This window comes from Arcticibacterium sp. GJ41-1, from assembly GCF_055808875.1.
Genome location: NZ_CM147888.1, coordinates 4,352,571 through 4,372,236, shown reverse-complemented (window position 1 = coordinate 4,372,236; position 19,666 = coordinate 4,352,571). Strand labels below are relative to the sequence as shown.

Annotated in this window: 17 protein-coding genes; 9 read left to right on the top strand and 8 right to left on the bottom strand. The window is 38.7% G+C overall.

The window, feature by feature from the left end:
- Positions 1 to 250 precede the first annotated feature (250 nt).
- Complete coding sequence (locus AC0L6O_RS17985) at positions 251 to 3,592, bottom strand: UvrD-helicase domain-containing protein (RefSeq protein WP_473304307.1); 3,342 nt, start codon at positions 3,590 to 3,592, stop codon at positions 251 to 253.
- A 13-nt stretch (positions 3,593 to 3,605) separates the two neighbouring features.
- On the opposite strand from AC0L6O_RS17985, the gene AC0L6O_RS17980 reads away from it, so the two are divergent.
- Positions 3,606 to 5,897, top strand: a complete 2,292-nt coding sequence (locus tag AC0L6O_RS17980) for a TonB-dependent receptor (protein WP_473304305.1) — start codon at positions 3,606 to 3,608, stop codon at positions 5,895 to 5,897.
- Between the two features lie 236 nt (positions 5,898 to 6,133).
- Positions 6,134 to 6,508 carry a TfoX/Sxy family protein gene (locus tag AC0L6O_RS17975; protein ID WP_473304303.1) on the top strand — a complete coding sequence of 125 codons (375 nt, stop codon included), beginning with the start codon at positions 6,134 to 6,136 and terminating at the stop codon, positions 6,506 to 6,508.
- A gap of 122 nt (positions 6,509 to 6,630) precedes the next feature.
- On the opposite strand, the gene AC0L6O_RS17970 is transcribed toward AC0L6O_RS17975, so the two are convergent.
- The 6 genes from AC0L6O_RS17970 to AC0L6O_RS17945 form a co-directional block, all read right to left on the bottom strand.
- Positions 6,631 to 7,647, bottom strand: coding sequence for an LLM class flavin-dependent oxidoreductase (locus tag AC0L6O_RS17970; protein ID WP_473304301.1), 1,017 nt, complete (start codon positions 7,645 to 7,647; stop codon positions 6,631 to 6,633).
- 582 nt (positions 7,648 to 8,229) lie between these two features.
- Complete coding sequence (locus AC0L6O_RS17965; protein WP_473304300.1) at positions 8,230 to 9,804, bottom strand: protein adenylyltransferase SelO; 1,575 nt, start codon at positions 9,802 to 9,804, stop codon at positions 8,230 to 8,232.
- An 83-nt stretch (positions 9,805 to 9,887) separates the two neighbouring features.
- Positions 9,888 to 10,070 (bottom strand): hypothetical protein, encoded by a 183-nt coding sequence (locus tag AC0L6O_RS17960; RefSeq protein ID WP_111373928.1) that lies wholly within the window; start codon positions 10,068 to 10,070, stop codon positions 9,888 to 9,890.
- A 102-nt stretch (positions 10,071 to 10,172) separates the two neighbouring features.
- Positions 10,173 to 11,432 carry a M24 family metallopeptidase gene (locus AC0L6O_RS17955; RefSeq protein WP_473304299.1) on the bottom strand — a complete coding sequence of 420 codons (1,260 nt, stop codon included), beginning with the start codon at positions 11,430 to 11,432 and terminating at the stop codon, positions 10,173 to 10,175.
- A 5-nt stretch (positions 11,433 to 11,437) separates the two neighbouring features.
- Complete coding sequence (locus AC0L6O_RS17950; protein ID WP_473304298.1) at positions 11,438 to 11,794, bottom strand: DoxX family protein; 357 nt, start codon at positions 11,792 to 11,794, stop codon at positions 11,438 to 11,440.
- A gap of 7 nt (positions 11,795 to 11,801) precedes the next feature.
- On the bottom strand, positions 11,802 to 12,272 hold the full coding sequence (locus AC0L6O_RS17945; protein WP_473304297.1) for a CBS domain-containing protein: 471 nt from the start codon (positions 12,270 to 12,272) through the stop codon (positions 11,802 to 11,804).
- A gap of 127 nt (positions 12,273 to 12,399) precedes the next feature.
- Between AC0L6O_RS17945 and AC0L6O_RS17940 the strand changes: the two genes are divergently transcribed.
- Both AC0L6O_RS17940 and AC0L6O_RS17935 read left to right on the top strand, forming a co-directional pair.
- Complete coding sequence (locus AC0L6O_RS17940; protein WP_473304296.1) at positions 12,400 to 13,125, top strand: SGNH/GDSL hydrolase family protein; 726 nt, start codon at positions 12,400 to 12,402, stop codon at positions 13,123 to 13,125.
- 115 nt (positions 13,126 to 13,240) lie between these two features.
- On the top strand, positions 13,241 to 13,864 hold the full coding sequence (locus AC0L6O_RS17935) for a hypothetical protein (RefSeq protein WP_473304294.1): 624 nt from the start codon (positions 13,241 to 13,243) through the stop codon (positions 13,862 to 13,864).
- A gap of 216 nt (positions 13,865 to 14,080) precedes the next feature.
- Here AC0L6O_RS17935 and AC0L6O_RS17930 read toward each other — a convergent pair whose 3' ends face one another.
- Positions 14,081 to 16,513 carry a TonB-dependent receptor gene (locus tag AC0L6O_RS17930; protein ID WP_473304293.1) on the bottom strand — a complete coding sequence of 811 codons (2,433 nt, stop codon included), beginning with the start codon at positions 16,511 to 16,513 and terminating at the stop codon, positions 14,081 to 14,083.
- 250 nt (positions 16,514 to 16,763) lie between these two features.
- Between AC0L6O_RS17930 and AC0L6O_RS17925 the strand changes: the two genes are divergently transcribed.
- From AC0L6O_RS17925 to AC0L6O_RS17905, 5 genes are all read left to right on the top strand, one after another.
- Positions 16,764 to 17,441: a DUF2971 domain-containing protein gene (locus AC0L6O_RS17925; protein WP_473304291.1), complete on the top strand. Its 678-nt coding sequence runs from the start codon at positions 16,764 to 16,766 to the stop codon at positions 17,439 to 17,441.
- Between the two features lie 165 nt (positions 17,442 to 17,606).
- Entirely contained in the window at positions 17,607 to 17,834 is a 228-nt protein-coding gene (locus AC0L6O_RS17920) for a hypothetical protein (protein WP_473304290.1), read from the top strand.
- Entirely contained in the window at positions 17,825 to 17,959 is a 135-nt protein-coding gene (locus AC0L6O_RS17915; RefSeq protein WP_473304288.1) for a hypothetical protein, read from the top strand. The genes AC0L6O_RS17920 and AC0L6O_RS17915 overlap by 10 nt, the downstream gene beginning before the upstream one ends.
- Before the next feature lie 379 nt (positions 17,960 to 18,338).
- Positions 18,339 to 18,746 carry a DUF3592 domain-containing protein gene (locus AC0L6O_RS17910; RefSeq protein ID WP_473304286.1) on the top strand — a complete coding sequence of 136 codons (408 nt, stop codon included), beginning with the start codon at positions 18,339 to 18,341 and terminating at the stop codon, positions 18,744 to 18,746.
- 109 nt (positions 18,747 to 18,855) lie between these two features.
- The gene (locus AC0L6O_RS17905; protein WP_473304285.1) at positions 18,856 to 19,569 is read left to right on the top strand and encodes a tRNA-uridine aminocarboxypropyltransferase; all 714 of its coding nucleotides are present in this window, start codon (positions 18,856 to 18,858) and stop codon (positions 19,567 to 19,569) included.
- The last annotated feature ends 97 nt before the right edge of the window (positions 19,570 to 19,666 follow it).

The window sequence follows — 19,666 nt, the reverse complement described above, 5'->3', positions numbered from 1 at the left end:
TGCTGTCTGTTTTTTGTTGTCCGATGAATATGCTCGGTGTCTGTTGATTTGATGCACGATGTCAGACACCATCGTTTCGACCACTGCAAATTTACGGCTTTTTAAGTTTTGGCGGTGAGCTATTGGCTGTTTGCTTTTATCTTTTCATTCGTTTTAGGCAAATACATTTCAATTCTAAGACCTAAATCAGGGATCTCCAACAAGAACACCTAACATCAGACACCTGACATCAAACACTCAGCCCCCGACATTAAACCCTAACAATCTCCAAAGGATTCAAATAGATTAACAGCAAATCCACATCAGTATAGCCCATTTGACGGTACAGCTCGCCATAATGCTGAATCTGGGTTTTGTGCGTGTTTTGTTTTTTACCCGTTTTATAATCAATAATGGTGACTTTGTCATTTTGATAAACTACACGGTCGGGCCTGCTGATATCGGCATCTTTTACCAAAATATCTCGCTCGTTTTCCACCAATATATCTCCTGAGTAAAGGTGCTTTAAGTCAGGGCTTTGCAATATTTTCTCAGCTTCCGCTTTTAATTCGGCCTTTTCTACTTCTAAAATAAGTCCGTCAAACTGTAGTTTTTGAATAGCTTGGTCTAGGTCTGTTGCCATACCAATCTCAGAGAAGAGCGTGTGAATCAAATTCCCTTGGTCACGCTGATTTTGTTCATTGAAAACCTTATCTAAATTCGATTTGAGCTTTAGCTTACCTAAATTTTCTCGGCTATTTATTTTGTTGATAATATGGCTTTCGTGCTCGTTTTCTTCTGTTTTTTTACTGGTATTAGCTTCTCCTTCAGCGATTAGGTATTTATTGTCAACAGCTTCAATTCCGTTTCCAACCACAAAGTTTTTCAGAAAACGATAGGTGCTGTTGTCAGAACTTCTTGGAGCTAAAGCCAAAACATAAAGCCTATCTACAGGTCTGGTAAAAGCCACATACAGAATGTTTAAGGCCTCCAGTTTAGTGAACTCTAATTCCCTTTGGTATTGGTCTTGCACCAATGTTAGGTCTAAAGTTTTTTTGTAAGGAAGCGGTGCCGCTTTTAAAATACTAGTTCCCGTATTTAACTCATCATAACCGGTTTGCTCCAAATCTGCCCAAAAGGTAGATTGATTTATAGGAACAGTACTCCAACCCGCAAAAGGTACTATCACCACAGGATATTCCAGACCCTTTGATTTGTGAATGGTTGACACCGTAATGGCGTTTTGTTTTGACACACTCACGGCATAAGAATCTTTCGATTGCTCCCAGACTTGCAAGAAATCAGAAAGGCTATTTCCATCGTTTTTGATATGATTTTGAACAATGTCAAAAAACGCAAACAAATACGGTAGCAAGGCATGGTCCTCAAACATGCCCAGTTTATTCACAAAAGATTCGGTGAGCTGATAAATGCCAAATGCTCCAAGAATTTTCTGGTCAATGGCTATTCCTTGCGATTGTAAAAAATCCCAACAACTGAGTTCGCTGCTTCTGAAGTCAATATCGGTTGGGAATTCTATTGACTTATATCGGTGATACAGCAAAATAGCATCTGCATGTTTTGCTTTGTTTTTAGGGTCTTGGTAAGCCATTAAAAGACTTATCAAAAACGAAATACCGAGACTGTTTTTTAGTAAAAGCGAATCTGCGGAGATAACATTAATACCTTTTGAAATTAAATGCTCCGCAATGGCCGCAGCATGCGGTTTTTTCCTGCAAAGAATGGCCATGTCTTCATACTGATAACCTGCCTCTAGCGTCTCTTTTATTTTCTGGTCAATCTGTGCTAAAGTCCATTCTACTTCGTCAATGGGCTCTTGCCCCTTCTCGTTTTCTATTAAAGTCATTTCTACATGGCCGCCAGATTTAGTGCCGTCATGCGTTTCTTGGGTTTTGTTTTCAAATGCCAGTTTTATGATTTCTTCAGACGATTGGTCTGCCATTTTGGTGAAAAAATCATTATTGAAAGCTATAATTTCCTTTTTACTTCTAAAGTTTTTTTGAAGGTTCTCTTTCTGCACCATGGCAGTGGTATAGTCAATAGAAAAACGCTGATTATCAGAGAGTAACTCGTTGCTTTTTAAAGCATCTGTGTTTTGATTTAATACATAAATCATGAGCTCCACTTTTCCGCCACGCCACCTATAAATAGACTGTTTGGGGTCACCCACCAGCATATTGAAATAGTTTTTAGAAAGAGCGTTTTCTATTAGCGGAAGTAGGTTAAAGTATTGAATATCAGAGGTGTCTTGAAACTCGTCAATCAAAATATGGTTATACCGTTCACCTAGTTTTTCGAAAATATAGGGTACAGGTTCTTCTGCTACTATTTTGTTTATACGGCGGTTAAAATCAGTAATGTATGCCATATTATTTTCCATTAATAATTTGCCAAACTCCTCTCTAACTTCTCCTAACAAGGCAAGATTATCAAGGTGATTTCTGACTTCCTTTAAGAGAAGGTATTTCGGTTTTTCTTTATTTAGGAAAGCTATCAAGTCATTAAACCAACTTATAATATCTTCTGACGCAGAATCAATGGTCGCTTTTTTGTCTATTCCTAAACCTTTAGAATACCATTTGTCATTTTCTACGGCATCTACCATCCTTTTGGAAGGTTCCCATACCTTGTTTAAAGCATCAGAGTCGGCATCTGCCACCTGATTAAATATGGAAGCAAAACCACTTTTTCCGTAGGCAAAATCGTCAATGCTTAGTCCATTTTTTTCTAAAATGTCAAGCCCATGCCTGCCTATGAGTAGGAAAGTGTTTTGTGTAACTTTTATGTGTTTATTGATTTGTTGTTTGACCTTCAGGTAATCTGAGTATTTCAGATTTTGATTCTTTTGAATCAAGCTATAAAACTGGTCGTCAAAAAGGTTGTTTGCAAAGCCTGCTAAATTGGGCAAAAGCATTTGCCAGTTTTTACCTTCATCTGCTTTTTCCAAAGCAAATTTCTCAATCAAGTCCGTAAGGTGCTCTTGTCCTACTAAGCCTATTTTGTCAAAAACACGTTCTGTCGCTTTCAGCAATAGCGGTTTTTTATCTAAAACCACCTCATAATTATAGGGTAAACCCAAATCTAGGGCAAAAGAACTAACCAATTGATTGACAAAACTGTCAATGGTTTTGACATTGAAATCGGCGTAATCTTGTAGTATTTGTTCAAAAGCTGCTTTTGCTCTTGCTTGTAATTGCTGTGGATGCAGGTCGGGTAAATCTTCTTTGAGTACTTCTAAGGTAACCTTGGTTTTAGATGACATTCCCTCCTCTGGCCCTCCTAATTCTTTCAAAGTTTCAATAATCCTGCTTTTCATTTCTGAGGCAGCATCATTGGTAAAGGTTATGGCCAATATTTGTTTAAAATAATGGGGACTGGCAGACGATAAAACGAGCTGCAAGTAAGTTTTGGTCAGTGTAAATGTTTTACCCGAACCAGCTGAAGAACCGTAGATTTTATATAGCGACATATTAGTGCTAAATATCTCCAAAAAACTGGCGTATAAAAAATGTATAGCGGCTTTTCTACGGAATAGGATAGCTGTTTTTTGCGAATGGTGTACCTTTGCCTTGATAGTTAATAATTGATTCAAAGGACATATCATTTTGAAAAAGTATATTTTAATTTTTATAGGTGTTTTAGCTTCGCAAATAGCTTTTGCTCAGCAAACCAACAGCATTAGAGGAACGGTGAAAGCTGTATTGACAGAAGCTCCATTGGAGAAAGCCACGGTGCGTGTAGTCGGTTCTGATTTAAACACTAAAACAGACGAAGACGGGATGTTTATTTTTCAAAAAGTGCCAACAGGACGTTTAGAGCTTGAAATCTCTATGGTAGGTTATACCAAACAGGTAGTGAAAGAACTTGTTTTGACGGCTAATAAAGAATTGGTTTTGACTATTCTATTGGAGGAGTCTACTAGAGATTTAGAAGGTGTGACGGTGACGGCCGCCAGTCCAAATTTATCTGGAGCTAAAACTAGTTTACAAAGCATAACGGTAGAGCAGGTCATGCGTTTTCCTGCTACTTTTTTTGACCCAGCTCGTTTAGCTCTGTCTTTTCCTGGGGTGGCAAATGCCAACGACCAAGCCAATGGCATGAGCATTAGAGGGAATAATCCTACAGGTTTGCAGTGGCGACTGGAAGGAATGGAAATAGTAAATCCTAATCATACAGCTAATGCAGGTACTTTTTCTGACCAAGCTACTTCTAATGCAGGTGGCGTGATTATGGTGTCGGCTCAGATGATGGGAAACACCAATTTCTTGACAGGTGCTTTTCCTGCTCAGTATGGAAATGCCCTATCGGGAATTATGGATATGAGACTTCGTAAAGGGAATAATCAGAAATATGAGCATACGGCTCAGGTTGGTTTAATAGGCGTTGATTTGGCTTCAGAAGGTCCTATCAATAAGAAAACAGGAAGTAGCTATTTGGTCAATTATAGGTATTCTTTCACCGGGCTTTTGGCTTTGGGCGGATTGACCTTTGGTGGTGAAACCATTAAATTTCAAGATTTAGCTATTAACCTAAGTTTCCCAAATGAGAAACTAGGCGACTTTACGCTTTTTGGAATGGGTGGTGTAAACTCTAATGATTTCGCTTTTGATGACGAAGAAGGTCTTGGTCCAGAGTTAGAAAAAGACCAATATGTAATTAATTATAAAGGGAAAATGGCTGCCGTAGGAGCCACACATACTAAACATTTTAAGGGCACCTATTTATGGAAAAATGCTTTGATTTATTCGGGTCTTAGAAACGAGAGAATTCAGGATGCCGGAGAAGCAGCCACTATTAATGTGACACCTTTAGAAGACATTATGCAGTCTAGTAAGCTGTCTTTCTCCAGTATTTTAAGTCATAGAGTAAATGGTGCTAGTAGTTTAAAAGGTGGTGTTTATGTCACTTATTCACAAGATTCATTGCTGTCGCGACAGAATGGTTTGGCTGGCTTGTACACTTCATGGGTTTTAGAGCCATTTGTGCAGTGGAATACCAATATAGGCAAAGCAGGAAATTTGGTGCTGGGTGTGCATAACCTGAATTATACTGCTACCAAAACCAGTACAATAGAGCCAAGAGCGGCTTTTGGTTATCAAATAAATGCTAAGAACGACATCAATCTGGCATACGGATTTCATTCGCAACTGAACTCTCCATGGTTAAATGACCAAGTAGCAGACATCAAACCTATTTTAGCTCATCATTTTGTGCTGAGTGAAGAAACTAAATTGAATAATTCATCTTCTATAAAAACGGAGGTTTATTATCAGGCTTTGTCAAATGCTTTAAGCCCAAGGTTTGATAGCAATAATAAGTTTTTCTCAGGTTTAAATATGAGCGATTTTATTTTTCCTTTTGATGTGAGTCAAAACGGAAATGGTAGAAACTATGGTTTGGAAGTAGGGTATCAGAAATTCCTGGACAAAGGGCTTTTTGCTTTGATAAATGCCACGCTTTATAAATCAGAATTTCAAGCGGCCGATGGCGAATATTATGAAACGAAATTTAGTGGAAACCACATTGTCAATGTGACGTTTGGTAAAGAATGGGACTTGAAAAAAGAACGTGTTTTTGGGGCCAATCTGCGTATGGTTTGGATGGGTGGTTTTAGAAATTATGAAATCAATTTGGATGCCTCTGAGTCGCAAGGAAAAACGGTGTTTGATTATACTAAAGAGCTAACAGACCGCCTTCCTGACTATTTCAGACCCGACATTAGAGTGTATCTTAAAAAGTCAAAGAAAAAGTATAATACCATGCTCTCTTTAGATATTCAGAATGTGGCAAATTATGCCAATGTGGCTTTTGATTACTATGACGTTTTCCAAAAGAAAGTAGTCCGTAAAAATCAATTAGGCATGGTACCAATGTTGAATTATCGTTGGGAGTTTTAGGGGATTTGTTTTTATCAATTGATTGATATAAGATACCCCAGCGGGGTATAACGTTGGTAGCGATGGGTGAAACCCGTCGTAAATAATATAACAAGGTGTCCTTCATTTGGCGGAATTTTGGCCTTAAAAAGCCGAAATTGTGACAAATATGTTGCTGTGCTTATCTTGTTATAAGTTGTTCTAGTTTTCTTAATGTGGAATTTACCTTAAATTAGATTCTACATTTATCAATACCCATGGCCTACGACGAATACCTAGCAGACCGAATCAGACAAAGTTTAAAGGAAAAGAAAACCCATTTTGAAGAAATGAAAATGATGGGAGGCCTATGCTTTAAAGTGGATGATAAAATGCTCTGTGGTATTCATATCGACAAGAAATTTGGCGACAGCCTTTTGATGGCCAGAATAGGAGAAGAAGCTTATGAAGCCGAGATAGAAAAGGAACACACCCTGCCCATGGATTTCAACGGAAGACCTATGAAAGGATACATTTTTGTAACTCCTTTAGGTTTTGATGCGGAGCAAGATTTGTCTTATTGGTTAGACCAAACACTTGCTTTTAATCCCTTGGCTAAAGCAACCAAAAAGAAGAAGAAGCTAAAGGTTTAAATTTGTCATGATTTTGGCATTTGATAGCCAAAATATCGCCAAATGAATATAATCTCATATCCTTATTCTATTCATTTTATACCCCTTCAGGGTATCTTTATCGGCACATACTTTTGTTAAATCTAATGCGTGTTGTTCACCAAAGGAATAACTTCTTTTCCTATCAATTCAATCGCAGAGATTAGTTGCTCGTGATTCATGCCAGCATCCATTTGAAAAGTAAATCTACTGATACCTCCAAGTGCTTCGCTATGGCGTAATATTTTTTCGGCTACCTCTGCTGGATTCCCTACTACCATAGAACCATAATGGCTGTTTTGGTCATCAAATCTATCTTTGGTAACAGGTGGCCAGCCACGCTCTTTTCCTATTTCTGTAAACATTTTGGCGTAGCCTGGGTAATAAGTGTCAATAGCGATGTCGGCGGTTTTTCCTACATAACCTAAAGAATGAATTCCCACTTTTAAGCTTTCAGGCGAATGCCCTGCTTCTGCACCTGCTTTTCTGTAAGCGTCTATCAACGGACGAAAACGGTGCGTTTCGCCACCAATAATAGCTACCATGAGCGGTAAACCTAAATGGCCCGCACGTATAAAAGATGCAGGTGTACCACCAACGCCGAGCCAAATTGGTAATTTCTCTTGCATCGGTCTTGGGTAGACCGATTGTTTATGAAGTTGGGCTCTAAATTTCCCTTTCCATGTTACCGTTTCCTCGTCACGGATTTGAAGGAGTAGTTCTAGTTTTTCGGCAAAAAGCTCGTCGTAATCATCTAGACGAAAGCCGAAAAGCGGAAATGATTCTATAAATGAACCACGACCTACCACCATCTCTGCTCTGCCTTGTGATATTAAATCTAGCGTAGCGTAATTTTGAAATTCCCTCACAGGGTCAGACGAACTCAAAACAGTTACTGCGGAGGTAAGAATAATGTTTTCTGTTCTAGCTGCTGCTGCCGCCAATATCATACTAGGGGCAGAGTCCAGAAAGTCTTTTCGGTAATGCTGACCAATACCAAAAACATTTAAACCGATTTGGTCGGCAAAGACCATTCTGTCAATAAGCTCACCCATTGCTTGAGCAGATGAAACGTCTTTATCTGCTGGTGCTGCCGCAAAGCTGTCTATTCCTATTTCCATGATGGGTAAACAGTTTTTGGTTTTGAAATGTTCGTTATGAAATATTTTTTAGCTCCTTAGGAGCGATATATTGGTAGCGAGGGTTGGAACCCCTCGTAAATGGTCAATTTGCTTTTAGTTTGGCGTGATTTTGGCCTTTAATGCCAAAATTGTGACAAACGTTTTTAGATGATAATGTCGGATTAGATGTTGATTTAGTAAATAGTTTAGTTTTAGTATTTCCTAAATCTTGCTTTTCGCTGTCTTGTCAGACGGACCCTCATTTTGGTTTCGGCCAAAACGAGACAAAAACCACTTTCCAAAATAAACTTGAACACTCGAAATTTAAGTTTAGTCAATGTATTTAGCTGAGTATGTTGAAATTTCGATCGTTCTTCACACAGTATTTTGGAGATAAGGATTTATTTAATTTGAATTGGATATGAAATTAATTCCTACATACCCCAGCGGGGTATAATATTAATAGAGACGGGTGTAACCCGTCTTTATTTTAGATACCACAACAAAACATTTGGCGGGATTTTGGCATTAAAAGCCAAAATTGTGACAAATGACTTTCTTGCGGATAAGAAATGATTTTACCTACGAACTACACGAAAGCATAGAACAGCCTACTTTATTCCTTGCCCATTCGGGTCTTTTGGCAAACCATTTTTCGTTTTCTGGCTGATTGTCGTATGGTTTTTTCAAGAGTTCGTGTAGCTCACTTATCAAACTGTAATCGCCATTGTCTGCTGCGTCTATGGCTAGTTGCGACATGTAATTACGCAATACATATTTAGGATTAACAGCATTCATTTTTGCTTTCCTTGCTGCATCGCTTGTATCCTCTTTAAGGAGTCTGGCTTGATATGACTTTAGCCAGTTTAACCAACCTTGTAATGTTTCGTCCTTGAGTTCTTCTGGAGAATAAAAGGCCTCTTTGATGAAGTCTAAGGCTGTGCTATTGTCTGCAAGGGTTTCATCTTTTTTGAGATTGGCCAAGTTTCGGTAGAAAATGGTCATATCCGTTTCTGTGAGATGGAGCGTTTTTTCTAGCTCTTGAAATAATAGTTCGTCGGTCTCCTCTTCTGAGGTAAATCCTAGCTTGTCTCGCATCATTTTTTGATATGCTAAAGTAAATGAATCCTGATACTCGTTCAGGATATTTTCTAAAGCTGGCACATCATCAATAATCAGGTTTAGAGCACTTCCTAGTTGAGCCAAATTCCATAAAGCTACGTTTGGCTGCTGCCCAAATCTATATCTTCGATGCTGGCTATCGGTGGTGTTTGGTGTCCAGTTTCTGTCGTAACCTTCTAGCCAGCCATAAGGACCAAAATCTATGGTGAGCCCTAGAATCGACATGTTATCAGTATTCATAACACCATGTACAAAACCCACTCTTTGCCAGTCCATCACCATTTTTAGGGTGTCTTTACTAACTTTTTTGAAAAACTGGATATAGCCTTCTTTTGTGTTTTCTGTAATGCCAGGGAAGAAATGGCGAATGGTATAATTCATCAGCAAGCGTAAGTTTTTACGGTCTTGCCTAGCGGTTAAAATCTGAAAATTACCGAAACGAATAAAGCTTGGAGCCAATCTACAAACCACTGCTCCTTTTTCGTAGGCTGGGTTTCCGTTATACTGCACATCTCTTAAAACTTGGTCGCCAGTTAAAGCTAATGAAAGCGACCGTGTGGTAGGTACGCCTAAGTGAAACATGGCTTCGCTGCATAAATGCTCACGTACAGACGAGCGTAAAACTGCTAGTCCGTCGGCAGTTCTTGAGTAGGGCGTAAGACCAGAACCTTTCAATTGTAAAGCCCATCTTTTATTATTTTCTACAACTTCAAAAAGATTGATGGCTCGTCCATCGCCTAACTGGCCAGCCCAGTTTCCAAACTGATGGCCACCGTAGCACATGGCATAAGGCTTAGTGTCTTGATAAACTTCAGTACCCGAGAAAATTTTGGTGAAATCTTCTGATTCAGCTTCTTCTTCAGAAAGACCAATAGCGGCAGCCATTTCAGACGAATAATGAAGGACTTTAGGCTCACTTGGTACTCGTGGGTTTACAAATGAAAAACATGCATCCGAAACCTGACGAGGGAAAACGCTTAGTTCCTTATCGGCTGGAAGTTCATTTATAAAAGTATTATCAATATTCAGTTTCATCTTTCTGCTTCGGTCTGTTCTCTGAGAGAACAAAGGCTTGAAGGAAAAAGTTGACAAGTCTAGCGTTTTTGAAACAGCTTCTTTTACAAACCAAAACTCTTAAAAGCTTCGTAAACAAAATAAGCAGGCCATACCACAGCTTTTAAAACACCCAAAACTCCCATGGTAAAACTTGTAGCCGTAGTGAGGAAATAAATAACGGCACCAATGCAGCCAAGACCATAAATAGAATTTGATTGGGCTCCTCTTTGTACTTCTTTTTTCATGATTTTAATAAGTTAAATTTTCGCAACTAATATTAGGTATTCACATGAGTGAATGCCAAAATCAATATAGTCAGGTTACTTAGCTTATCCTTAGTTTAGATACTAATCAAACGGCTCTAAAATAGAAGGGCTTGGCTTTGAAAACCATTTTGGACCTGCGTCGCTCATGAAAACACAATCTTCTAAACGGACGCCAAATTCGCCCATAATAGCTATGGTAGGCTCTATGCTGAAACACATGCCTGCTTTAATGATAGTCTCGTTGCCTTTGACGGCGTTTCCCCATTCATGACCATCCATGCCTATGCCGTGACCAGTTCTATGCGGTAAGCCAGGTAATTGATATTCTGGGCCGAAACCTGCGTCAATAATTACCTTTCTGGCGGCATCATCTACTTCATGGAGTTTGTTACCTATTTGAGCGGCAGCAAAACCTGCGGCCTGTGCTTTCTTTTCTAAATCCCAAATTTCTTGTTGACGAGCTGTAGGCGAGGCTCCAAAAACTATGGTACGGCTAATGTCTGCATTATAACCTTCTACGGTGCAGCCACAGTCTACTAAAACTACGTCTCCTTTTTTAAGAATTTGTGGCTTGCCTGAGCCATGTGGAAATGCAGACGCTTCTCCAAAATTACAAGAAGCAAAAGCGTGACTTGCTCCCATTTTAGCGTGAGCAGCAGCTACCGCTTCTGAGAATGTTGCTGGGGTACAGCCTTCTTTTAATGCTTTAAAGCCAACTTTTATGGCTGCTGTAGTAATCTCGGTCGCTTTTTGCATCAGCAGTATTTCCGAAACCGACTTTATCATTCGGCATGGAATGGTAATGCCATCTCCGCTGACCAAGTCCAAATGTGGAGCGGCTTCTTTGACTCCATTAAAAATGAAGAATCGGACCCTTTCTTCTATACCTATTTTTCCGTTTGAAATTCCTGCCTTTTCTATGGCCTCGGCTATTTTCAGGTACGGACTTTCATCTTCTTGCCATGCATATACTTTGGTGCTTTCTGAAAGCATTTCACGAAGTCGGTTTTCTTCAAAACCAGGGCAAATGAACGATAATGCACCTTTGGCCGGAATTAAAGCTACCATAGGCCTTTCGCTAGGCCACCAAGAAATGCCTGTGAAGTATTTGAGCGAAGTGCCAGCATCTAACAGTAAAGCAGAAATTCCCTGCTCCTGCATGAGTTTTTGAGCTTTGCTTATTCTGGCAGCTCTTTCTTCATCTGTAATAGGCTGGATATCATCAACTAAAGACTTTAGTCCGTCCATGGAAGGGTCGGAGCCTGCACCAGTTTCGCAGGAACTTAAAAATACGGCTCCGGCACCTAGAGCAGAGGCGTTCAGGAAGTTTCTTCTTTTCATAGTGCCTAAATAAAACTATATGCCCAGTAAATCAAAAGAAACTGGATAGGAAGTCTTATTAAGGTTGGAATAATTAGTTTCCCTTTTGCTCTGGCTTTTTGGAAATGGTAAAAATTGGCAGGGAAAACGGCTAGAAGCAAAGCAATAACGCCCACAGCAGCATAAGAACGCACAGGCTGAAAAAGGAGTGCTAAACCAAGAAATATCTCAATAAAACCTACCAGAAGATTGACCTTCTCAGGCTGAGGTACCCATTTGGGCGTTATTTTTAAGAAAAACTTGGGACTCCTAAAATGGCTTATTCCCGCAAAAATATAGATACCCGCCATGAGGTATAAGGAGATTGATTTTAAATCTAGCATGCAGTAATTACCACTTTTTTTGATTCATGTCTCTGATGGCTATTAAAATATCTCTTCGGCTAATTTGACCCGCAAGTTTTCCTTGATTATCCATGACCAAGAGTCTTTTATATGGCGTGGTTAGAAAAGTGTTTGCCACATCTACGATGTCGTTTTCTATAGAGATGTCTTTCATCACGTTTGACATGTATTCAGAAACCGTGTCTTTTTCTACGGGATGGTTATAATAAGCACTCCCAAGTAAAATACTTAAGCAATCTTTATCATCTATCAAACCCACCACATCGCCTTTCTCATTTACCACAGGTGCACCCGTAATACGTTTGTCTAGCAGGGTTTTAAGTACTTCCAGCACTGGCGTATCTTCCTTAATAGTAATAAGCCTGCTGATAGGTGTCATGTATTCTGTTACAGACGGAATTTTTGCTGTTTGGTCATTTGTGCCATCATCGTGTGCTCTATTTTGGAAGTTTTTCATGTTTAGTCGTATTTTATTATTTCAAAAGGTTTTGGTCTCTCAATATACAAAAAAGCTTGATTATAAATGATTTATTTTCTGCTGATTTGAAATGGAGTAAGGGAATGAATTTGTTTATTTTAGCAATATGAACAGAAGAACTTTTTTGGCCGCTAATGCTGGCTTATTGGTTTTACCGAAAATAGAGAAAAGCAGCCCGAAGCGTTTCCTTTTTATGGGCGATAGTATCACAGATGGTAACAGAGGCAGAAACGAAGACCCGAATCATATTTTGGGGCATGGTTATGTGTTTAGTATTGCCACACGTTTGGGGGCTAAGTTTCCTATGAAAGGGCTTTCTTTTGTGAATAAAGGAATTAGTGGGAATACTGTGATAGACCTAGAAAAACGCTGGGATGAGGATGTGATAGCACAGCAACCTGAAGTTTTGACGATTTTGGTAGGCATTAATGATTTTAATAAATATGTAAAAACCAAAGAGGCCGCCTATTCGCCACAAAATTATGCGGAGGTTTATAGAGCATTGCTTCGCAAAAGCAAAGAAGCATATCCAGATTTGATGCTTGTAATTATGTCGCCTTTTCTACTGCCCGTGGGCAATACTTGGGGAGCGGCTTATCATACAGATTTGCCACTTTTTATAGAATATCATGCAGCATCAAAAGCTTTAGCAGCGGAGTTTGGAGCTACTTTTATTGACCTTCAAAAGGTATTTATGGAGCAGGGAAACAAACCCGATTATAACTATTGGATTTGGGACGGCATTCACCCCACCTACAGCGGGCATGAGCTGCTAACGCAGGCTTGGTTTAAGGCCTTGAAACCTAAGATTGGGTTTCTTTCTGGGGTTTAGGGGAAAGTGTTTTTTGTGAGTTACCGAATAATCAATTTGTTGTTTTCGAGTCGGTTTTGTTGGTTTAAAACTGTTAAATTGCTTTTGTATCATTCAATGGAAGTAAATTCAAGAAATGGAATTGAAAGACTTTGAAAATAGAAATCTGATTTTTGAAAGCATTTGGAAAACAATAGCTTTAACCATTATCTCAGGACTATTTGTATTGATGGCATTAACGATAAATTTGAGAGTCGATAAGCCTATTATTTTTTGGGCGATATTCTTTCTTTTTGGCTTTGTTTTTTTTCATGGACTATTCACACTTTTAAATCCAAAGAATCTGTTTCTAAGACTAGGAAGTAAAATAGCCAAAGAGTATGGGCGACTTGATTTTGAAAGAAGATTCAATGATAACGGAATATTTATATTCACTCAAAATGGTTTTGAAGCTAATTTAGGAAATCAAAATGTTTATTATCAGTGGACTGATGTGGTTTCACTTTTTGGATACAAAAAAGCTCTATACACGATAGATAATATCTATTTGGACATTTTTACCAATGATTGTAAAGTATTTACAATTACTGAAGACACCTCAGGATGGTATCAGTTTTTAAAACAATCAAAAGAAAAATTAAATGGAATTCCTGAGAATTGGGAGTTTGAAATAGCTACACCAGTTTTTGAGACTAAATTGACCTTGCTTTACGATAAAAGAAATAGGAGTCAGGATGAGGTGGTTGGAGAATTATATTAAAACGAATAGAAAATAATACCCAACAATTAGAATCTAATTCATCCAAGTAAGCTTTAGTTTTCCTTCAGCAGCCTCTCGCCTGCGGACTCTGCGGTGTTGGATAGAAAATAGTAAAAAAGTGCAGAGTCCGCTGGGGCGAGACTCTTCAAGAGGGAAAGACCTCACGGAGCAGGAAAAAGGTGAGCCGAATCCCACCTTTTTTTAAATGCTGTTTTCTTAAAAATAAACCCTATAAATAACATTTGGTATCAAGCTCAATGGCTCTCCATAACCTATTTTTGAAGGTTCATCGTTATCAAAATATTCATAGAGTCTAGCTTTGGTGTTATTGGCGTTTATCACGTCGATGGAAAACTCATGGGTAGATTTTTTCTTATTGATTTTTAAACTTGCCGACGCATTGATTTGGAACACATCGTCCAGTCCGTTTTGATAGGCTTTAGTGAAATCATAATATTCGTCGTTAATTCTGTCTACGTTTAAGTTGCCAGCCTCATCTCGCAGCAGCGGTATTATTTTACGAGCTCCCACATAAAAGAATTTTGCATTTAGAGCCAGGGTTTTGTTATGCTTTTTGCCAAGCTGTACAAACTCCTTTCCTATCAAAGCATTAAAGGCATAATTGCCATTAAAACGTGTATTTCGCTCAATATTTTCCAGCGATTTATATTTCGAATTATAAAGAGAAGCGGTAAACATATAATAGAAATTATTAACAAAGAAACGCTCTATGGTAAGCTCTACGCCATAGTTTTTGCCCGTTCCTGCATTTACCAAAGCCCTGTTTGAAAAACCATCGGTGGCATTAATGGTGGCGTAATAGCTGGTATTGTCGTTTTCTACCGGTAGGTCATACAAATCTTGGTAATACACTTCCAGTTTCCCCATCAGGTTTTGTGTAAACTTTTTCTCATAACCCAGCACAAAATGATTGGCCTTTAGCAGCTCCAAATTCTTGTTTGGCTCTGTAATTTGACCGTTTTGGTCTTCCACTTTGGCATAGTAATTTGAAATATGCTCCATGGTGCTGTGTTTGCCATAGCCAGCATTTAAGGCCGCACCGTTTGGCAACTGCCACCTCATGCTTAGGCGTGGTTCTAAAGAAGATTCGCCCGTAAGCGGCACATAAAAATTATGCATACCAGACACAAAAGTCACGTTTTTGTTTAATCGGTATTTCCAGGCCACATAGCTTCTGTAGGTGCTAATGCCTTTATTAAAATCTATGGCGGTAAAGAGGATTTTGGTTTCGTCTCTTGAGTATTGAGTTTGGTAATTATTGGCGGTGTAAATGTATTTGGTACCTGCCTCAATTTTGTGTTTCGCATTTATTTTGGTGCTTACTTTTACGCCAATTCGCACACTATGGTTGTTTAGCTTGCTGTTATAGTCTGTATATTGGTTTGAGGTGGTATCTCTCACAAAGTTTCCGTCTAAATCAAACAGCTGCCCCGTGCTAGACTCATAGTCGGTTTCTTCAATACCGCTTCCAGAATAAGCCATGGTGGTTTCTAAAAAGGTGTTATTATTAAAAGGCAATACATGGTTTAAACCTGCGGTAAACAAATTATTTTTATTGTCGTAGGTACCATTGGCGGTACCATCAAAAAGCAAACTTTCGGAGAAATATTCATCATACTCATAGGTGTAATCTTCTGTGATGCTGCTTAAACCTCCCATACCGAAAAGCGAAAACGCTCCAAGTTTTTTGGTGGGCAAATTGATTTTGAAAGCCGCATCTTGGTATTTGGGCACACCGCCAAAATCTACCAAACCGGCACCATCTAAAAGTGCCAAAGAAGAGTAACGGTAGTTTATCAAATAAGAGCCAGCGTAGCCTTTCTTAAAAGGTCCTTCTAGGGTGGCGTCTATGCCTAAAGCACCTATGCCGAAGGTGTATTCTCTTTTTTCGTTATTTCCTGAACGAAACTTTACGTCAAAAACACCAGAGAGTACATTGCCATATTCGGGCGAAAAAGCTCCTGTGTAAAAATCAGAGTTGGCGAGTAAATTACTGTTCAGTGCACTAATAGGGCCGCCTGTGCCGCCTAATTCGCCAAAGTGGTTTGGGTTGGGAATTTCTACGCCTTCTAGTCGCCACTGTACATATTTTGGCGAGTTTCCTCTCACCACTATGTCGTTATTTCCTTCGGGATTTGCGGTGACTCCCGCAAAAGAGGACACCATACGGGCGGGGTCGTTAAAAGAGCCTGCGTAGCGTTGGGTTTCGTCTACGGTTACGGAGCGAGCACTTATTAAAGACATGTCGTTATTCAAATCGCCTTTGTTTTTGGTGGCTTTTACCACCACGGCTTGCATTTCAGTGAGCGACTCTTGCATAACGAGTTCTAGCACCACCTCTTTGCCAGAAGTAAGGGTAATGTTAGGGATGATTTTTTCTTCATAACCTACATAGGTCAATTTCAAATTTACCCTACCAAGCGGCACTTGGTCAAAACGAAAGTTACCGTCCACATCTGCCGTGGTGCCGAGTGTAGGCGTACTGCCAAGAATAACCACATTAGCACCAATGAGCGGAAATTTGCCGTCAATATCGGTAACGTTTCCGCGGAGGGTTTGTGTTAGGTTTTGGGCATGAGATTGCAAGGCTATGCCAGCCAAAAGGAGTAATAAGTGTAGCTTTTTCATGTTTTGTGTCTTCAACCTCACCCCAGCCCTCTCCAGTTGGAGAGGGAGTCTCTTTGGGTTTGATTTTTATGTTTAATAGTTTTTCATAATCACCAAAGATTCATTTAAGACAGCCTTGATGTTGCGTTCTATAGTAAGACAATTGAAGCGACTTTTACCCCTATGACCGAATAATCAATTTATGATTTGGAGGTGTTTTTATTGGGTGGGAATGGGTATTTTGCGGAGGTAATTGTTAAAAAAAAACACAATGAAATTGTACAAACATGGGGTGATTAATGAAAACTTATTAACCTCTTTAAAAGAGAAAAACCATTGGATGTCAAAACCTGAAAACTTTAATGACCCTTATGAATTTCAGTTTAAAAAAGTAAGTAATGAAGAATTGGATGAAATGGAAATAGATCAAGACTTTATTGATAATAATCCTGATGTTACAGATCCAATGCTTTTAAAAAAAATGGTGCTTAAAGAATATCAAAATCAAATCCAAAATTTCGGTGTGACTTGTTTTACAGAGAATAATAGAAACATGTTAATGTGGGCTCATTACTCAAATAATCATACTGGAATTTGTCTAGGGTTCGACGTGGGAGCTAATCCAAAGGAACATGGTTACATAAAAGTTAGATATGCTGAAGAGTACCCAGAGATAAACCTTTCATCAATTTGGAATGCAGAGGGCTTAATGAAGATATTAACAACTAAAAGTATAGACTGGGAAAATGAGCAAGAATGGAGACGAATAAATGAGGATGGAAATCAGTTACATCCTTATGGTTCTAATTTGGTCGAAGTGATTTTTGGTTGCCGAGCTACCATTGAAAACATAGAAAAAGTAAAAGCGATATTAGCGGGTCAGAATATCGGATTTTTCCAAATTGTAATTGAATCAGATAATTTCAATCTTGGAATAAAGAAGATCTAATTTTCCCTAGCAGCCTCTCGCTCGCGGACTCTGCGGCGTTATTGAGAGAAAGTGAATGTTGTAAATGCAGAGTCCGCTCTGGCGAGACACTGCGAGAGGGGAACATTAGTTCGGACTAAAGTTTGTTGATAAAAAACTATCTTTGTTAGTATAAAACTTAGGATTATGAATATAGAAGCCACAAAATTAGAATTAATGCATCTTTTACTTCAAACAGAGAAAGAAAGTATTCTAATGAAGGTTAAATCTGTTTTTGAGGAAGAGCAAGTGGACTGGTGGAATGAAATGTCAAAAAATGAACAAGAAGAAATCAAAACTGGCTTAGCTCAAGCCGATAAAGAAGAATATAAGGCTAACGAAACAGTGATGAATCGTTTTGATAAATGGCATTAAAGATTGTTTGGACACCACAAGCTGAAAGTGGATTAAATAAGGTCATAGATTACTTAGAAAAAGAATGGACAGTAATGGAAATTCTGAATTTAGAACGGAATATAAATGACCTTTTAAGCGTATAAGTAAATATCCTGAAATTTGTCCTGAAACTGGGAATTTTAATAATGTTCATAAAGGATTGGTTGATAAAAACAACTACATAATCTATAGAATTCGACCTCAAAAAAACTTAATTGAAATTATTAACTTTAGAGGGACCAGTCAAAAGCGGATAGAATAAAAGGCTCAATGTTTAATAAATAGGCTCAAGTAAACCGCACATCCCTCAGCAGAGTCTCGCTTGCGGACTCTGCGGCGTTAATGAGGGAGAATAAAGCCATAAAAGTAAATGCCGATTCCGCTCTTGCGAGACTCCGCGAAAGAGAAGACTCTGCTATGAGGAATGCCGGCTGAAGCGAGACGTTGGATTACATATCGGTTTTTATAGAGACAAAAATGAAGATGATAGCGTACATATATACTGGTTTATTAGCCCTTGGGGTGGTTTTGCTTTATTTCTCTTATGTTCAGTTAGCTAAAACGCAGGAATTGATATCTACGGGTATTAAAACTAAAGCGGAGGTGGTAGATTTAATTCCTATTAGAGGAGATAAGGGCTATACCTATAAACCAGTTTACCAATATACCGACCGCTTAGGAAAAGAAACTTCTTTTATTAGTGATGTAGCTACCAAGCCTGCACCGTACGAGGTAGGAGATTATGTCAATATTATATACTCGACAGATAGTGATTTTAGAAAAGTGGTTTCTTATTGGGGTTTGTACCGTTATGTCATTCTGCTTTTATGTTTTTCGCTACCGCTCATTATTATTGGTGGAGGTTACTTTTTGTATGTTAGGGTTTTGTAAAATTGTGGTGTTATAGGTTCGCTTTTCACTTAGTAGAGTCTGGCCTGCGGTCTTAAAGTAAATAAATCCTAAACATTTTCAGAATCAGATAAAAGAAAAGAAACTCAATTTGCAAGTAGAAACAAGAACCAATTGTTACCAATGCATGCGAACTTCAAGTTCCTGTATTTGTAAACACCTCAAGCCTTTCCAGACAAAGACTCGTTTTGTTATTCTTATGCACCCTAAGGAGTACAAAAAAGAAAAAAGCGGAACGGGGCATATGACTAAGCTTCAACTGGAGAATTCAGAAATTATAGTTGGTGTTGATTTTACCAATAACAAACGTGTAAATGAAATACTGAATGAGCAGCAAAGTGATTCTTTTTTACTTTATCCGGGGAAAGATAGTTTCAATTTGTCGGTAAGGAAAAGCTCTGAAATGACTTCATTTATGGGTGATAAACCATGCATCTTTCTTCTGGATGGTACATGGCCTTGTGCTCGCAAAATGCTTAAACTGAGCAAGAACTTGCAAAAGCTAAAAAGGGTGAGTTTTGACAATAAGATAACATCAAAATTTATTATCAAGCAGCAGCCAGACGCTCTCTGTCTGAGTACTATTGAGTCAGTTTATACAGTCTTAAATTTACTCAAGGAAGGTGGTTTGGAAAATTGCGAGACCAAGGATTTTCTTCTTCCATTTGAAAAAATGATTGAGTATCAAGTGGAGTATATGCTAAATCCAAACAATAGGAATTTTCGTTCTACTGGGCACATAAAGATTACTCCTAAGGATAACTACAAGAAGAACCCTCAAAGAAGTGTTGTTTTTGAGCAGTAAACCCATAATGTATAAAAGAACTGTTGCCAGTTCTGAATGGATTTTGAGTGTGGTAGCGTAGTATACTTATTAAATCTCTTTATAAGCTGAAAGCCAA

Bases quoted from the DNA above. Each gene is read 5' to 3' on its own strand.
- AC0L6O_RS17960 (WP_111373928.1), bottom strand. From the start codon at position 10,070: ATGAAAAAAGAAGTACAAAGAGGAGCCCAATCAAATTCTATTTATGGT.
- AC0L6O_RS17945 (WP_473304297.1), bottom strand. From the start codon at position 12,272: ATGAAAAACTTCCAAAATAGAGCACACGATGATGGCACAAATGACCAA.
- AC0L6O_RS17940 (WP_473304296.1), top strand. From the start codon at position 12,400: ATGAACAGAAGAACTTTTTTGGCCGCTAATGCTGGCTTATTGGTTTTA.
- AC0L6O_RS17930 (WP_473304293.1), bottom strand. From the start codon at position 16,513: ATGAAAAAGCTACACTTATTACTCCTTTTGGCTGGCATAGCCTTGCAA.
- AC0L6O_RS17920 (WP_473304290.1), top strand. From the start codon at position 17,607: ATGAATATAGAAGCCACAAAATTAGAATTAATGCATCTTTTACTTCAA.
- AC0L6O_RS17935 (WP_473304294.1), top strand. From the start codon at position 13,241: ATGGAATTGAAAGACTTTGAAAATAGAAATCTGATTTTTGAAAGCATT.
- AC0L6O_RS17925 (WP_473304291.1), top strand. From the start codon at position 16,764: ATGAAATTGTACAAACATGGGGTGATTAATGAAAACTTATTAACCTCT.
- AC0L6O_RS17910 (WP_473304286.1), top strand. From the start codon at position 18,339: ATGATAGCGTACATATATACTGGTTTATTAGCCCTTGGGGTGGTTTTG.
- AC0L6O_RS17955 (WP_473304299.1), bottom strand. From the start codon at position 11,432: ATGAAAAGAAGAAACTTCCTGAACGCCTCTGCTCTAGGTGCCGGAGCC.
- AC0L6O_RS17970 (WP_473304301.1), bottom strand. From the start codon at position 7,647: ATGGAAATAGGAATAGACAGCTTTGCGGCAGCACCAGCAGATAAAGAC.
- AC0L6O_RS17965 (WP_473304300.1), bottom strand. From the start codon at position 9,804: ATGAAACTGAATATTGATAATACTTTTATAAATGAACTTCCAGCCGAT.
- AC0L6O_RS17915 (WP_473304288.1), top strand. From the start codon at position 17,825: ATGGCATTAAAGATTGTTTGGACACCACAAGCTGAAAGTGGATTAAAT.
- AC0L6O_RS17950 (WP_473304298.1), bottom strand. From the start codon at position 11,794: ATGCTAGATTTAAAATCAATCTCCTTATACCTCATGGCGGGTATCTAT.
- AC0L6O_RS17975 (WP_473304303.1), top strand. From the start codon at position 6,134: ATGGCCTACGACGAATACCTAGCAGACCGAATCAGACAAAGTTTAAAG.